Raw genomic sequence first — 15395 nt, 5'->3', positions numbered from 1 at the left:
TCCTGACGGGGTGCCCCAGACTCCCGACCGACCCGATGGGCCGGACCAGGCCGGCTCCCCCGGCAAGGGCGAGCCGAAGGGCCGGCCGCTGACCGGCAGCGCCTTCCTGCGCACGGCTCGTCTCGCGTCGCTCCCGGTCGGGTTTGCCGGGCGTACGACCCTGGGGCTCGGCAAGCGCATGGTCGGCGCACCCGCCAACGCCGTCCTCAGCGAGGTCCAGCGGCGAACGGCCGACCAGATCTTCTCCGTCCTCGGGCAGCTCAAGGGCGGCGCGATGAAGTTCGGCCAGGCCATGAGCATCTTCGAGGCGGCGTTGCCGGAGGAGCTCATCGGGCCGTACCGGGAGACGCTCGTCAAGCTCCAGGACTCGGCGCCACCCATGCCGCCCGACACCGTCCACCGCGTGATGGCCGAGGAGTTCGGAGCCGACTGGCGGCAGCAGTTCACCTCGTTCGACGACAAGCCGGCCGCGTCGGCGTCGATCGGCCAGGTGCACCGCGCGGTGTGGGCTGACGGCCAGGAAGTGGCAGTCAAGCTGCAGTACCCCGGTGCCGCCAAGGCGCTGACGGCCGACCTGCGACAGATCGCGCGGCTGGTGCGACTGTTCGGCACGCTGGCCCCCGGTCTCGACGTCAAGCCGCTGGTCCAGGAGCTTCAGGACCGGGTCGCCGAGGAGCTCGACTACAACCTCGAGGCCGGCGCCCAGAGCGTCTTCGCCGCCGAGTTCGACGGCGATCCCCAGATCATCGTGCCGGACGTGCTGGCCTACACCGAGCACGCTCTCGTCTCGACGTGGCTCGAGAGCGACCACTCCCTGGCCCAGGTCATCACGACGGGCACCCAGGAGGAGCGCGACCGCTACGGCGAGGCATACGTCAGGTTCTTGTTCGCCGGGCCGACGCGAACCGGGATGCTGCACGCCGATCCGCACCCGGGCAACTTCCGCATCATGCCCGACGGTCGTCTCGGCGTCGTCGACTACGGCGCGGTCGCGCGATTGCCGGACGGGCTCCCCGAGCCGGTCGGCCGGCTGCTGCGCTACGCGGTCGACGGCGAGTACGACCTCGTGCTCGAGGGCCTTCGCGATGAAGGGTTCCTCAAGCGGACCACCGACCTGGATGCCGACACGATCGCGCGCTACATCGGCCCGTTCGTCGAGCCGGCGAGCGTCGAGCGCTTCACGTTCAGCCGTGAGTGGATGCGGGCGCAGACGCTGCGGGTCAGCGCGCTGACGTCGGAGGGCATGGGCACCGCGATGAAGATCAACCTGCCGCCGCAGTACCTGCTGATCCATCGGGTGTGGCTAGGCGGGGTCGGCGTGCTCAGCCAGCTCGGCGCGACCGCGCCATTCCGGTCGATCCTCGAGGAGTCGCTCCCGGGGTTTGCCGAAGGCTGAGCGAGCTCTGCGAGCGAACAGGTTGAGCGACCCTCTCCGCCGGTAGGCTCTCCCGGGATGGCAGCAGAAACCCCTGGCAAGCACGCCATGCCGACGCCGGTCCCCGCCGGCGACGCGGGAAGCCGCAGCGGGAGCGTGCGGTGGGCCAGGCGCGTCGTCTCGGCCGCACTGGTGATCGGCGCCGGCGCCATCATGCTGATCCTGTTCAGCCAGGTGTTGCTGAGCCCTGGCAAGGCCGATCCTCAGTCGGGCAACACCGTGCAGAAGCCGACGGAGTCGAGCGACCCGTCGCCGTCCACCGCCCCGACGACCCCCTCGCCGACCTCCGCACCTACCAGCGCGATCCCACGCACCGCTGAGACCAAGGCGCCTGAACCGTCAACGGCGACGCGCCCGTCACCCACCGCGACCACGGACGAGCCACGTGAGACCCGGCCGTCCAGGCCCGGAAATCCGCCGACAGCGCCTCCCGGCAAGCCGAAGTAGCGGTCAGCCTCTCGTCGGGCCCACCGACACCCTCGGGGGTAGTCTGGGCTGGCATGGCAGAAGAAACGCACGGAAAGCACGCCATGCCGGCTCGGCCCGTGATCACGTCGGCTGAGACCGACGACGCCGCTCGCCACCGCGGGAGCGTGAGCTGGACCAAGTGGGTCGTTGCCATGGCCTTGTTGGTCGGTGCCGGCGCGCTGGTGCTGGGCATGTTCACCGACCTGTTGCCGAGCTCTGAGGATCGGGGTCCCCCGGCCGGCACCACGCAGGCGCAGAAGCCGACGGAGTCGACCCTCTCGCCGGCCCCGACCGACCCGACGCCATCGAGCGTCCTGACACCGTCGACCGCGCCGACACGGTCGACTGAACCGGCGCCGTCGACTGGCCCGACGCCGTCGAGCGACCCCCCACGGTCGACTGACACGACAACTCAGTCGCCCGCATCGCCCACCACGACGGCAACCGAGCCCAAGACTGGGACAGCCGCGACCGGGACGGCGCCGGGCCCCACAGCAACGACGAAGCTGACGCCCACGCCGACGCCGACAGCGACCTCGACGGTGCCAGACGAGCCGGACGAGTCGGAGGAACCCGACAAGCCGAAGCCAACTCCGACACAGCGCCCCAGCCCGCCGACGTACCCACCGGGCCTCCTGAAGTAGTGGCCCGCGGCGGTGGTGGCGGTCAGCGTGACCGGATGAGCTCCAGAACCGAGTCGGCGTACTTCTCGAGCTTGGCGGGGCCGATGCCGGGCACCCGGGCGAGTGCGTCGGGGTCTGCGGGCTTGACCTCAGCGATCGACTGGAGCGTCGCGTCGGTGAAGATCACGTAGGCCGGCTTGCCCTGCTCGGTCGCCTGCTCCGTGCGCCACGCCCGGAGCTGTTCGTAGAGCTCTTCGTCGTAGGTCGCGGGACAGTCCTCGCACCGCCCGCGCTTGCGGTCGGCAACCGCGAGGACCGTGTTGCAGACGCGGCACTTGGCGACCTTGCGCTCGCGCGGCTGGCGCGCGGTCTGACGGGCCTCGTGGTCGGCAGGCAGCAGCGGGTCGAGGAAACGGGTCGGCCTGCGGTTGCCGCGGCCGCCACGGTTGCGGGTGACGGCCCACGAGATCATCAGGTCGTGGCGCGCCCGGGTCAGGCCGACGTAGAAGAGTCGGCGCTCCTCCTCGACCGCCGCAGGCGTGTCGGCGTGGACGCTGGGCATCATGCCCTCGTGCATGCCGACGCAGAACACGGCATCCCACTCGAGGCCCTTGGCTGAGTGCAGGGTCGCGAGCGTGACGCCATCGGCCGCCGGCGCGTGCGCCTGGTCGGCCCGCCGGTCGAGGTCTGCGACGAGAGCAGTCAGATCGGCCGACGGGTCGGACTCGACCAGCTCGGCGGCCATCGACACGATCGCGTGGAGAGACTCCCAGCGGTCACGGACGGCGCCGGCGCCCGTGGGCGGCTCGTCGGTGTGGCCCATCGCGGCGAAGATCGCCCGCACCTCCTGGACCAGCTCGCCTCCGCCCTCACCACCTCGCGCAGAGCCACGCAGCAGGGTGACCGCCTGGCGTACCTCGGCCCGGCGGAAGAAGCCCTCGACGCCGCGCAGGACGTAGGGGATGCCGTGCTCGCCCAGCGCTTCCTCGAACGCCTCGGACTGGGCGTTGATGCGGAACAGGATCGCCATCTCCTTGTAGGAGACCCCCCGGCGATGGAGCAGGGCGATCTCGCTCGCCACCGCGGCTGCCTCGGCCTGCTCGTCGGGGAACCCGATGTAGGTCACAGGGTCGCCGGGCTCCTGCTGTGACTGCAGGCGTACGCCGTCGGTGCCGTTGGTGCGGCTGAAGACCGCGTTGGCCGCGGCGACGATCTGCGGGGTCGAGCGATAGTTGCGGACCAACTCGATGCGTTGTGCGCCCTCGTGGCGCCGCCCGAACGACGTGAGGATCTGCGGAGACGCGCCGGCGAACGAGTAGATCGTCTGGCGCGGATCGCCGACGACGCAGATGTCGTTGCGGCCGCCGAGCCACAGCTCGAGGAGCGTCGACTGCAGTGGGTTGACGTCCTGGAACTCGTCGACCACGAACCAGCGATATTGCTGACGTACCTGGGCAGCGATGCGTTCGTCGTCCGCAAGGATCGCAGCCGTGATCAGGAGGATGTCCTCCATGTCGATGCGGCCACGATCGCGCTTGACGTCCTCGTAGGCGGTCATGATGTTGCCGACCGTCGGGTGGTCGAGATCGGCGACCTCGCGTCGGGCGGGCCCCGCAGCGGCGGCATAGGCGGCGGGACGGATGTTGGAGACCTTGGCCCACTCGATCTCCGACGACAGGTCGCGCAGCAGCGGGGTGTCGGTGCGAATGCCGAGGCGACGGGCTGCCTCGGCGACAAGGGCGAACTTCGAGGCCGTGACCTCAGGGAACTCGCCGCCATAGACCTGCGGCCAGAAGTAGCGCGCCTGGCGCAGCGCAGCCGAGTGGAACGTGCGGGCCTGGACCCCGTCGGCGCCGAGCTGGCGCAGCCGCGTGCGCATCTCTCCCGCGGCACGCGTCGTGAACGTCACCGCCAGGACCTCGGTCGGCTTGTAGACCCCGGTAGCCACGCCGTATGCCATGCGGTGGGTGATGGCCCGGGTCTTGCCGGTGCCGGCACCCGCGACGACGCTGACCGGGCCGCGGAGTGCCTGCGCGACCTCGCGCTGCTCAGGATCGAGTCCCGTCAGCAGGTCGTCGGCATCGGGCACAGGGGCTCCTCAGAGTCGTTGCGGAATGGGTGAATCGGTGTGGTTGTTGAGATGATCAAGACTAGTCGTCGAAGGAGACACTCCATGTCGGGCACGTTCACGATGTACTCCACCCCGTGGTGCGGGTACTGCCACCGCCTCAAGGGCCAGCTCAAGCGCGAGGGGATCGACTTCCACGAGGTCGACATCGAGCGGGAGCCCGAGGCGGCGTTCATCGTCGAGCAGGCCAACGGCGGCAACCAGACCGTCCCGACGCTGGTGTTCGCGGACGGCACGGCGCTGACCAACCCCAGCCTGGCCCAGATCAAGTCCCAGCTCGCGTCGGTGAACTAAGCCCACTTGCCGTGGATGGTTCCGCCGTGCCACTTCTGGAGGAGCCACCGCGAGATTGACACGTTGGGCGGCAGCAGCAGGTCGCTCGACGCCGTCATCTCGGTGACCTCGTCGCGGGTGAACCACCGCGCCTCGGCGATCTCGTTCTGGTCGACCGTGATGTCCGACGTCAGGGCCTGGCCGAAGAACCCGAGCATCAGACTCGACGGGAACGGCCACGGCTGGCTGCCGGCGTACGTGACTTCGCCGACCTGGATGCCGACCTCCTCCATGACCTCGCGGCGCACGGCGTCATCGAGAGACTCCCCCGGCTCGACGAACCCGGCCAGCGTCGAGAAGCGGCCTTCGGGCCATATCGGCTGCCTGCCCAGCAGCGCGCGGTCGTCGCCGTCGGTGATCAGCATGATCACGGCCGGATCCGTGCGCGGGAAGTGGTGCGTGCCGCAGGCCGGGCAGATGCGTACGTGGCCGGCCTCGGCGTCGTCCGTCGGCTGGCCGCACTTGGCGCAGTACTTGTGGTTCTCGTGCCACCGCGCGATGCCAACCGCGTGCACCGCGAGCGAAGCCTCGTCGGGCGCGATGGTCGGACCGAGGACGCGCAGGCTGACCGGTTCGAGCTCCTGGGGCACCCGGTCGACCATCACCGCGGCGTAACGGACGTCATCCTTGGTGCCGAGGAAGATCCACTCGCCCTCGGGCGCCTCGTCGATGTCCATCCAGCGGATGCCCGTGCCACCGAGCGTCGCGACGTGTTCACCGCCGATCACGAGGACCCGCACGCCGGGCGTACGCCAGGCGTCGTCCTTGCGGAGGTGGGCGGCACGGTCGTGCTGGGTGCGGTCGAAGGCGTAGTCCACGTCCCTACGCTAGTCCGAGCCTCCGCTCGAGCTCGGCGCGGCCGGGGAGATCGGCGAAGCGCTTCACCTCGCCGAGGCGTACGTAGTAGAAGGCGCCAGTGACGGTCGCCGGATCGATGCCGCGCAGCTCGGCCCAGGCCAGGCGGTAGATCGCCAGCTGCAACTCGTCAGCGGTGGCTTGTTTGTTGGTCTTCCAGTCGACGACCTCGAAGCCGTCGGGCGTCTGGAACACCGCGTCGATGCGGCCCACGAACTGCTGACCACCGAGCACGAGGGAGAACGGCGCCTCGATCTGCGCCGGCGTCAGGTCGGCGTAGGGGCTGAGCCGGAACGCCTCCTTGATCTGCTCGAGCTCCTGGTCGGACTCCAGGTCGACGTCGCCTCGCCCTGGCAGCTCGGTCGGGTCAAGCAGGGTCTGCTGGCCGTAGTGGGCCTCCACCCACGCATGGAATCGGGTGCCGAATCGCGCTGCACCCGACGGGCGCCGCGGCATGGGTCGGGCGAGGTCCTGGGCGAATTGCGCAGGATCCTTCTCCAGCGCCATCGCCGCGGTTGCCGACATCGTCGCCGGCCACGGGACGACCTGGACCGGGGAGTCGTCGGCAGCCGCTTCGGCGACCAACAGCTCGATGTCGTTCGCGAGCTCGTCGATGCGCTGCAGCTCGGGCGCTTCGGGATCGGTCGGCTCCGGCACGTCGAGGGTGCCTGCGAGCGCCGCGCGCACGTCGTCAGCGAGAGCATGGCGTCCGCCGAGGGCCGGCAGCCCCGCCGGCCACGGGATGCCGTCGGCGACCACGAGGTGCGGATTGGTCTCGTCGTCGGCGGGCTGGTCGGCCCACACCGACGGCTTGATCCCCTTGGTCTCGAGGAAGTCGCGCGTCTCGGTGAGGAACGGAGACGGCCCGAGCGGCTTCTGCTGTGTGCGACCCCACCAGTGCCCGCTGACGACCAGTCGCCGGGCGGCACGGGTGTAGGCGACATAGGCCAGCCGCCGCTCCTCCATCAGGGCGTCGGCGCGATCGGCCGCCATGAACTCCTTGTTGGCCGCCGGGGTCCAGTCCTCGATGTCGGGCAGGCTGGCGGCGTCCCCACGCAGAGCCACCGGGAGGGTTTGCGCGCTGGTGGTCCAGCGACCGCGGCCACGGGTCGAGGGGAAGATCGTCCCGGACACCAGGGGCACGAAGACCGTCGGCCACTCCAGGCCCTTGGACTTGTGGATCGTGAGCAGCTTGACCGACTCGGCCTCGGACGGGGTGGAGACTTCCATGCCCTCGTTGTAGAACTCCTCGGCGGCGAGGTAGGCAACCAGTCCGGACAGCGAGGCGTAGCGGTCGGTGCCCGCGTAGGACGCCACCGCCTCGAGCAGCAGAGCGACGTTGTCCGAGCCGCCGGACACGTCACCCGCCTCGAGCTCGATGTCGATGTCGAGCGCGCGGACGGCTCGTCGAGCGAGGTCGAGCAAGGGGTCGCTGACGTGCGCTCGTACGGACGTGACGACGTGCGCGATCTCGGAGAATCGGGCGCGCGCCTCGGCTGAGTAGGGCAGGTCGCCGGGATCATCGACGGCATCGGCGAGGGACACGATCTCGGTGGGGTCGGTGCCCTCGACCGCGCGAGCCAGCTCGTCCTCGAGTGTCGGGTCGTCGCTGCCACGGGACGCCCGTCCGCTGAGCGCCGCGGCCCGACGGCCGAGCAGGGCCAGGTCGCGTGGACCGATGCGCCAGCGCGAGCCGGTGAGCAGTCGAAGCATCGCGGGGTTGGCCGTGACGTCCTCGACGACCTCGAGCAGGGAAAGGACGTCGAGCACCTCAGGCTGGGAGAGCAGGCCGGCGAGCCCGACGATCTCGAACGGGATGTGGGCCTCGCGAAGCGCCTGGACGATCGCACCGTTCTCGCGGCCCACGCGCACGAGGATCGCGATGTCCCGCAGGCGTCCCGGGGTGTTGCGGATCCCCTCGACCAATGCGTGGACCTCGTCGTCGACCGTCGCGTGCAAAGAGACGTCGACCGTGCCCTGGGCGTCGACCGCCGACTCCAGCGGCTTGACCGACGAGGACGAGGCATAGAACGGCGCCGCGAGGTGATTGGCCACCGCGATGATCTCGGGCGCGCATCGCCGGGTCTCGACGAGCGAGAACAGTCGGCCCCGCTCGCCGCCGGCGGCGGGGAAGTCGTCGAGGAAGCCCTCGAGGTTGCCCGTCGCCGCGCCGCGCCAGCCGTAGATGCCCTGCGCCGGGTCGCCGACTGCAGTGACCGGATGCCCGCGGCCGTTCGCCGGGTCATCCCCCGAGAACAGCGCCTGGAGCAGGTCCCGCTGCGCCACCGAGGTGTCCTGGTACTCGTCGAGGAGCACCACGTCGAAGCGCTCCCGCAAGGCGTCACCCACCTGGGGCAGGTCGGCAAGTCGCGCTCCCCAGGCCATCTGGTCGGAGAAGTCCATGACACCGTCGTCGGCCTTGGCTCGCTGGTAGCGCTCGACGAGATGGCTGAGCTCGATGCGCCGCAACGCGGCCGAGGCTGCTTCGCGCAGCACGGCGGGCGGCTTGTCGGCTGTCTCGAAGGCGTGGATGACGTCAAGGTCGTGGTCGCGCAGCTGTTCGGTGCTCACGAGGTGCTCGGAGAGCTGTCCGTCGAGTGACATGACCTGCCCGACGAGCGACGGGACGTAGGTCGTGATGGCACCGAGCGAGCCGTCGAACGACTCGATCGACCGAGCCATTCGCTGGAACCGCGAGGCGTCCGAGACGATCCGCAGGTCTGGCTCGACCCCGAGCCGCAAGCCGTGCTCCGCGATCAACGAGCCCGCGAACGCGTGGTAGGTCGCGGTCGTCGGTTCACCGTCGAGCTCGACCCCGAGCCGCTCGAGGCTCGCCCGGATGCGCTGGCCGAGCTCGGCTGCCGCCTTGGTCGTGAAGGTCAGCCCAAGGACGCGCTCAGGCGGCACCCCCAGATGGCCCACGAGCCACACCACGCGGGCCGCCATGACGGTGGTCTTGCCGGATCCGGCGCCCGCGATGATCGCGCTGGGTCGGTCGGGCCCAGCGGTGATGGCGTCCATCTGCGGCGGGGTGAATGGGATGCCGAGGATCTCCCGCAGGTGGTCCTCGTCGCGTACCAAACGCGTGTTCATGCCCGCTCCGTGAGGATGGAGGCGCCCTCGTCCTTGGCGGGACACACGCGCGCGAACTCGCAGTACTGGCAGGACTTGGTCGACGCCGTCGCGGGGAACTCCTCGGCGTCGACCGCTTGCACCGACCGGCGCAGCTGCTCGACGGCGAAGAACGGCTCGCCGTCGTGGGGCGCGTCCTGCGGCTGGACCTTGGGATAGCCGGGTACGCCCGAGGTGTCGTTGCGCAGCTGGACGAGCTCGGCACCGGCAGCCGGCGCACCCGGGGCGAGGTCCTCGGTGGCACCCTCCCCGACCGCCAGCTGGTAGAAGCCGAGCTGCGGGTGTTGCGCGATCTCAGGGCCTGACGGCGTGCCCCGAGACGTCTTGAGGTCGATGACGTGGACCCCGTCGTCGCCGAGCTCGACCCGGTCCATCGAGCCGTTGAGGATCACCGGCCGGCCTTCGACCTCAGTCGTCACCTCGAACCGATGCTCTGCCGCCAGGACCTCGCGGCCGTGCTCGAGGTGCCACCGGCAGAAGCGCTCGAGCGACGCCTTGGCTTCCGCCCGCTCGCGGGCGCCGACCCACGGGGCGTACTCCAGCTGGTGCCACACACCGTCGAGGTGTTCGGACAGCGCCTCGGGATCCGGGTCGAGACCCGCCGTCACGACCTCGGCGGCGATCGCGTGGACGATCGAGCCGAAGCCTTGAGCCGAGGTGGTGCCCCGCTGCCCGCGAGCCTCGTGCCCGAGGAACCACTTGAGCGGGCACTCCGCGAGCGTGGACACCGAGCTGCCCGACATGCGCAACGGCTCGGCCGGGTCGTGCACGGGCTGGTCGTTTGCGGTGATCTCGCGCAGACCCCACCACTGATCGGGATGGGCCGAGCGGGCCCGCGGATGCTCTGCGAGCCGGGCCAGCAGCTCGGCCGCCCGTGCGCGTACGGCGGGATCGCCGGTCGACTCCCCCAGCCGGCGGAGCTCGGCAACCGCGCCCCGGAGGTTGAGCGCTCGGCGAGGACGATGCCGCGTCCCGGGGAGCACCCGGCCGGTGGCACCCAAGGTGTGGGCATGCAGCTCGCCGACGAAGCGGGACGGCTGGTCGCCGGCATCGTCGCCGCTGGCGACCGCTGTGACGACGAGGCGCGACCGCGCCCGGCTGCACGCGACATAGAACAACCTTCGCTCCTCCGCCAGTGCCTCCCGCGCCGCAGGTGGTGGCAGCAGGCCGTCGACACCCAGCCGATCGCCTTGCAGGAGGCTGCCCCGCATGCGCACATCGGGCCATTCGCCGTCCTGCACTCCGGCAACGACCACGAGGGGCCACTCGAGGCCCTTGGAGCGGTGTGCCGTCATGAGCTGGACCGCGCGGGCGCCGGTGCCCTGCTGGGCGAGGTTGTCGGCCGGGATCTGCTGAGCCTCGAGACGCTTGACGACTTCGGCGATGCCGAGCCTGGCCTGCTGTTCCTCGGCACGCGCTGCCTCGACGAACAGAGCGACGAGCGCGTCGAGGTCGTGGTTGGCCCGCGCTGCTCCTTCGCCACCGCCGGTGGCTTCGGCCTCGAGTCGGCGGTTCCACCCGGACTTCTCCCAGATCGTCCAGAGCACCTGCTCGGCTGACTCGCGCGCGGCAATCTGCTCGGCGGCAATCTTGAGCAACCGGGCAAGGCGGGCGGCCGCCGCGACGGCATCCCCCTCGGGGCTGCCCGGACGGGCGAGTGACTTCAGGTGCGCCGGGTCGGAGAGCGCCTCGGCGACAAGGACGCGAGACGGCCGTGGGTTGCTGCCATCGCCGGCCGCGTCGCGCCGCAGGACCCGACCGAGCCGCCGCAGCGACGCTGCGTCGAGCCCGCCGAGCGGTCCGGTCAGCAGGGCGGCGGCCGACGCCGGGTCGAGCGTCTCGCCGGCCTGCATCTGGTCGGCGGCGTGCACCGCGGAGAGAAGCGTGCGCACCGCGGGCTCGACTGCCAGGGGGATCTCGTCGCCGGCCACCTCGACCGGCACGCCCGCCGCCGTCAGCGCACGTTGCAGACGGCCGACATGGATCCCAGAACGTACGAGGACGGCCATGTCCTCCCAGCCGACGTCGTCGTGGAGGTGCGCCTCGCGCAGCAGCAGGGCGATGTGCTCGGCCTCGGCGGTCGGCGACGAGAACGTCTGGACCGTGACCTCGCCCTCGTCGTCACGGGTGCGTGACATCGGCGACCTCAACGCGGCGTATGCCTCGCCGTCGATCGCACCCAGCACGCCGCGGTTGTCGACGATCGAGCGCACGGCGGCGCCGATCGTCGGGCCGTAGCGGTTGGTGTGGCGCAACGTGACGACCGGAACCCGCGTCGAGTCAGTGGCGAAGCGGTCCGCGAAGTCGAGTATGCCGCGCACGTCGGCACCTCGGAACCCGTAGATCGACTGATAGGGATCGCCCACCACGACGAGGTCCCTGGCGTCGCCGGCGAGCGCTTCGAGCAGCTGGACCTGAAGGGGGTCGGTGTCCTGGTATTCATCGACCACGACCAGCGAGAAGCGATCGCGCCACCGTGCCCGGCGCGCTGGGTCGTCGAGCAGCCGGACAGCCTGGAAGATCAGGTCGGTGTGGTCGATGGTGTTCTGCAGCGCCGCGACCGAGGTGTATTCGTCGAAGAACCGGCCGGCGGCCACCCAGTCGTCACGCTCGGTCGACTCGCCGAGCCGCTCCAGGTCGTACGCATCCAGGCCTCGCGAGCGCGCCGTCGCCATGAGCCGCTGCAGCTCGGTGGCCATGCCCCTGGTCTGCAGCGCCTGGCGGAGCTCGACGGGCCACGTCTCGGGGTCGGCGCCGGCCAGCACCTCGCTGATCACCGCGTCCTGCTCAGGGGCACTCAGCAGCCGCATCGGGCTGGCGTAGTCGCCGGGACTCTGCTCGGCGCGGAGCATGGCGTAGCAGAACGAGTGGAACGTCATCGCCGGCGTCGTCGCGGTGGTGCGGTCGAGCCGGCGGGCGATGCGGCTGCGGATCTCGGCGGCGGCCTTGCGGCTGAACGTCAGGACGAGGATCTCCTCGGGGGCCAGACCGCCCAGCTCACCGCGATCGCCCCGCTCGACCCGATCGACGACGAGCTCGACGAGCGTCGTGGTCTTGCCGGTGCCCGGTCCGGCGAGCACCAGCAGGGGCCCACCGAGGTGGTCGACAACTGCCTGCTGGTCGGCGTCGAGCACCGGAGCGACGAGTGGCTCGGCGCTCGGCTTCTCCAACACGTACTCGACCGGCATACCCCCATCCCATCAGACGGGGGTGACACTCAATCGTCGAATCGCCACGCGGCGTTCTTCATGTCGACGCGTCCTCGGTAAACCGGCGTGCCCTCCTCGAGCCAGTGCAGCTGCGCCTCGGCCATCAGCGGCGGCGCCATCGCACCGTCGGCGCGGACGACCCGCCACCACGGCACGGCCTGGCCCTCCATCGCCATGACCCGTCCGACGTAGCGCGGACCGTAGCCGGCGCCCAGGTGCTCGGCGATCGCGCCGTACGACACGGCCCGGCCCAACGGGATGCGCTCGACGAGGTCGAGCACCCGCTCCACGAACTCACGATCCATGAGACCACCCTGCCGTGAGCGTGACGAGTTGCAGGAGACACGCCGATGGCGGCCTGCAACTCGTCACGCTCAGCGCGGGTCGGCTCAGTAGGAGGGCTGGCTCGGGTCGATCTGGTTGACCCAGGCGACGACGCCGCCGCCGACGTGCACGGAGTCCTTGTAGCCGGCACCCTTGAGCACCGCCAACGCCTCGGCCGAACGTACGCCGGTCTTGCAGTGCAGCACGATCTGCTTGTCGCCGGGCAGCTGCTCGAGGGCCTTGCCGTTGAGGAAGTCGCCCTTGGGGATCAGGACCGAGCCGGGGATCTGGTTGATCTCGTACTCACCCGGTTCGCGAACGTCGACCAGCACGAAGTCGCGCCCGCCGTCGTTGCGCTCCTTGAGCCACCCGTCCAGGGTCGTCACGGAGATCGTCGAGTCGGCAGCCGCGTCGGCCGCCTCCTCGCTGATCGCACCGCAGAACGCCTCGTAGTCGTCCATCAGCGCGGTGATCGGCTGACCCGTGGGGTCACGGCGGATGTTGAGGGTCGAGTAGCGCATCTCGAGCGCGTCATAGACCATCAGCCGGCCGATCAGCGGGTCGCCGATGCCGGTGATGAGCTTGATCGCCTCGGTCACCATGATCGAGCCGATCGAGGCGCACAGGACGCCCAGCACGCCACCCTCGGCGCACGACGGGACCATGCCCGGCGGCGGCGGCTCGGGGTAGAGGTCGCGGTACTGCGGACCCTCCTGCGCCCAGAACACCGACACCTGGCCCTCGAAGCGGTAGATCGAGCCCCAGACGTACGGCTTGCCGAGCAGCACGGCCGCGTCGTTGACGAGGTAGCGCGTCGCGAAGTTGTCGGTGCCGTCGACGATCAGGTCGTACTGGCTGAAGATCTCGAGCACGTTGTCGGTGTCGAGGCGCTCGTTGTGCACGATCGTCTTGACGTACGGGTTGGTCTCGGCGACCGAGGCCGCGGCCGACTCGGCCTTGGGCTTGTCGATGTCGGACTGGCCGTGGATGATCTGGCGCTGCAGGTTGGACTCGTCAACCACGTCGTCGTCGATGATGCCGAGCGTGCCGACTCCGGCGGCGGCGAGGTAGAGCAGCGCGGGGCTGCCGAGGCCGCCGGCGCCGATCACGAGCACCTTGGCGTTCTTGAGCCGCTTCTGACCCGTCATCCCGACGTCGGGGATGATCAGGTGCCGGCTGTAGCGGCGGACCTCGTCGATGGTGAGTTCGTCGGCGGGTTCCACGAGTGGGGCGACCACGGGTTCTCCTCTGTGCTTGCGGTGCGGTGCAAACGGATCTGGCGGCATAACACCGCATCCACGGTCCATTGTTCCCCGTCGGCGCAACGTCGCCGGTGGGCGTCCGGATGTCGGGCAGCACCGACTACGCTGGTGCCCGTGACCGAAACCACGCCGATGCGTCCGCGCACGAGCCGCCTGCCTCGTACGGCACGGCGTGCTCAGCTGCTCGAGGTCGCGCTCGAGGTTTTCGTCGAGCAGGGCTACCACTCCGCTTCGATGGACGAGATCGCCGAGCGTGCAGGTGTCTCCAAGCCCGTGCTCTACCAGCACTTCCCCGGCAAGCTCGACCTCTACCTCGCGCTGCTCGAGACGTCGTGCGACACCGTGATCGAGGGCGTCAAGACCGCGCTCGCCTCGACGTCGGACAACCGCAAGCGCGTCCGCGCCACGATGGAGCTCTGGTACGACTACGTCGCCGACCAGGGTGCCGCGTTCCGGCTCGTCTTCGAGTCCGACCTCACGAGCGATCCGTCCGTACGCGAGCAGATCGACCGCGTCATCGAGGAGTCAGCCTCCGCGATCGCCGAGGTGATCCGCGAGGACACCGGCCTCCCCGTCGCCTCGTCCCACCTGCTGGCAGTCAGCCTCGTCGGCATGGGTCACGTCGGCGCTCGCAACTGGCTGTCCCAGGACTCGAGCCTGACCCGCAGCGAAGCCGTCCAGCTCGTCGCCGGCCTCGCCTGGCGCGGCATCGGCGCATTCCCCCGCAACGAAGATGACATCAAAGGAGATGAGTGACCGTGGAGGTCAAGATCGGCGTGCAGCACGCCGCCCGTGAGCTGTCAGTGGCAACCGAGTCGGCGCCCGAGGACGTGCTCAAGGCGCTCGACACGGCGATGAAGGACGACACCGTCTTCACCCTGACCGACGACAAGGGTCGTACGGTCGCGGTTCCCGCCAGCAAGGTCGCCTACCTCGACTTCACGTCGGACCTCGGACGCAAGGTCGGCTTCGGCCTCGCGGCGAGCGAAGCCGTCACCGCCGCCTCCAAGTAGGACTCTGACGATGGCCGAACCCGTCGACAGCCGAGAGATCGCCGTCGTCGGCGACCCTGCCGCTGCCCGCGCGACTGTCGTGCAGGCGCTGCAGAGCCGGGGGTTCACGGTCGCCTGGCAGGACGAGTGGTCGGGGACAGCCGAGAAGGGCAGCAAGGGCAAGCAGATGATGTTGGGCGGGTTCGCGCCACACCTGCAGGTCGGCATCTCGCTGCACGCCATCGATCGAGGCACCGTGGTCCGGCTGATCCGACCGTCCTCCGGCATCTCCGGTGGCCTGATGGGGCGCGCCAAGGCGGTCAAGCAGTTCAACGGAGTCGCCGACGACCTGCTCGCGGCCTTCCGCCAGGCCGGCGTCCTGCTCGAGGGACCCGCCTAGGTGTGATGTCCAGGCAGGTTGTTGAGTCTGCTGATGGGCGTGCCGCTGATGGCGGAGTGGATCCTGTGGTGATTGTAGAAGTGGATCCAGCTGGGCAGTGCTGCGCGGCGTTCGGTTTCTGAGTCGTAGAAGCGGGCATAGGCCCAGCCGTCGGCCAGGGTGCGGTGGAAGCGTTCGATCTTGCCGTTGGTCTGAGGCCGATAGGGCCGGGTTCGTTTGTGCTTGATGCCGAGC

Annotated in this window: 14 protein-coding genes; 7 read left to right on the top strand and 7 right to left on the bottom strand. The window is 70.0% G+C overall.

Features of this window, described 5'->3' with window-relative positions; genetic code table 11:
* Positions 1-10: 10 nt before the first annotated feature.
* Genes AC1DVU_RS06460 through AC1DVU_RS06450 form a run of 3 tightly spaced genes read left to right on the top strand, consistent with a single transcriptional unit; the run spans position 11 to position 2547 of the window.
* Entirely contained in the window at positions 11-1396 is a 1386-nt protein-coding gene (locus AC1DVU_RS06460; RefSeq protein ID WP_476921611.1) for an ABC1 kinase family protein, read from the top strand.
* 57 nt (positions 1397-1453) lie between these two features.
* Positions 1454-1882 (top strand): hypothetical protein, encoded by a 429-nt coding sequence (locus AC1DVU_RS06455; RefSeq protein WP_476921610.1) that lies wholly within the window; start codon positions 1454-1456, stop codon positions 1880-1882.
* A 53-nt stretch (positions 1883-1935) separates the two neighbouring features.
* A complete protein-coding gene (locus AC1DVU_RS06450; RefSeq protein ID WP_476921609.1) occupies positions 1936-2547 on the top strand; it encodes a hypothetical protein in 612 nt (203 codons plus the stop codon).
* Between the two features lie 22 nt (positions 2548-2569).
* On the opposite strand, the gene AC1DVU_RS06445 is transcribed toward AC1DVU_RS06450, so the two are convergent.
* Complete coding sequence (locus AC1DVU_RS06445; protein WP_476921608.1) at positions 2570-4615, bottom strand: ATP-dependent DNA helicase UvrD2; 2046 nt, start codon at positions 4613-4615, stop codon at positions 2570-2572.
* 84 nt (positions 4616-4699) lie between these two features.
* On the opposite strand from AC1DVU_RS06445, the gene AC1DVU_RS06440 reads away from it, so the two are divergent.
* A complete protein-coding gene (locus AC1DVU_RS06440; protein WP_476921607.1) occupies positions 4700-4948 on the top strand; it encodes a mycoredoxin in 249 nt (82 codons plus the stop codon).
* Here AC1DVU_RS06440 and nudC read toward each other — a convergent pair.
* From nudC to moeZ, 5 genes are all read right to left on the bottom strand, one after another.
* Complete coding sequence (gene nudC / locus AC1DVU_RS06435; protein ID WP_476921606.1) at positions 4945-5805, bottom strand: NAD(+) diphosphatase; 861 nt, start codon at positions 5803-5805, stop codon at positions 4945-4947. The two genes, AC1DVU_RS06440 and nudC, sit on opposite strands and share 4 nt — an antisense overlap.
* Positions 5806-5809: 4 nt before the next feature.
* Positions 5810-8935: a UvrD-helicase domain-containing protein gene (locus tag AC1DVU_RS06430; RefSeq protein ID WP_476921605.1), complete on the bottom strand. Its 3126-nt coding sequence runs from the start codon at positions 8933-8935 to the stop codon at positions 5810-5812.
* Positions 8932-12162, bottom strand: coding sequence for an ATP-dependent helicase (locus AC1DVU_RS06425; RefSeq protein WP_476921604.1), 3231 nt, complete (start codon positions 12160-12162; stop codon positions 8932-8934). The genes AC1DVU_RS06430 and AC1DVU_RS06425 overlap by 4 nt, the downstream gene beginning before the upstream one ends.
* A gap of 29 nt (positions 12163-12191) precedes the next feature.
* Entirely contained in the window at positions 12192-12488 is a 297-nt protein-coding gene (locus AC1DVU_RS06420) for an MGMT family protein (RefSeq protein ID WP_476921603.1), read from the bottom strand.
* 84 nt (positions 12489-12572) lie between these two features.
* The gene (gene moeZ, locus AC1DVU_RS06415; protein WP_476921602.1) at positions 12573-13793 is read right to left on the bottom strand and encodes an adenylyltransferase/sulfurtransferase MoeZ; all 1221 of its coding nucleotides are present in this window, start codon (positions 13791-13793) and stop codon (positions 12573-12575) included.
* A gap of 81 nt (positions 13794-13874) precedes the next feature.
* Here moeZ and AC1DVU_RS06410 point away from each other — a divergent pair, with 81 nt between their 5' ends.
* Genes AC1DVU_RS06410 through AC1DVU_RS06400 form a run of 3 tightly spaced genes read left to right on the top strand, consistent with a single transcriptional unit; the run spans position 13875 to position 15161 of the window.
* A complete protein-coding gene (locus AC1DVU_RS06410; RefSeq protein WP_476922462.1) occupies positions 13875-14525 on the top strand; it encodes a TetR/AcrR family transcriptional regulator in 651 nt (216 codons plus the stop codon).
* Positions 14522-14782 carry a DUF3107 domain-containing protein gene (locus AC1DVU_RS06405; protein ID WP_476921601.1) on the top strand — a complete coding sequence of 87 codons (261 nt, stop codon included), beginning with the start codon at positions 14522-14524 and terminating at the stop codon, positions 14780-14782. The genes AC1DVU_RS06410 and AC1DVU_RS06405 overlap by 4 nt, the downstream gene beginning before the upstream one ends.
* Positions 14783-14792: 10 nt before the next feature.
* Positions 14793-15161, top strand: coding sequence for a hypothetical protein (locus AC1DVU_RS06400; protein ID WP_476921600.1), 369 nt, complete (start codon positions 14793-14795; stop codon positions 15159-15161).
* On the opposite strand, the gene AC1DVU_RS06395 is transcribed toward AC1DVU_RS06400, so the two are convergent.
* Positions 15158-15395 (bottom strand): integrase core domain-containing protein (locus AC1DVU_RS06395; protein ID WP_476921599.1); only part of this gene is annotated, 238 nt, incomplete at its 5' end. The two genes, AC1DVU_RS06400 and AC1DVU_RS06395, sit on opposite strands and share 4 nt — an antisense overlap.

Source organism: Aeromicrobium sp. P2_G6 (assembly GCF_056403535.1).
The sequence above is the reverse complement of the archived record's forward strand: the minus strand, read 5'-3'. Positions and strand labels throughout refer to the sequence as shown.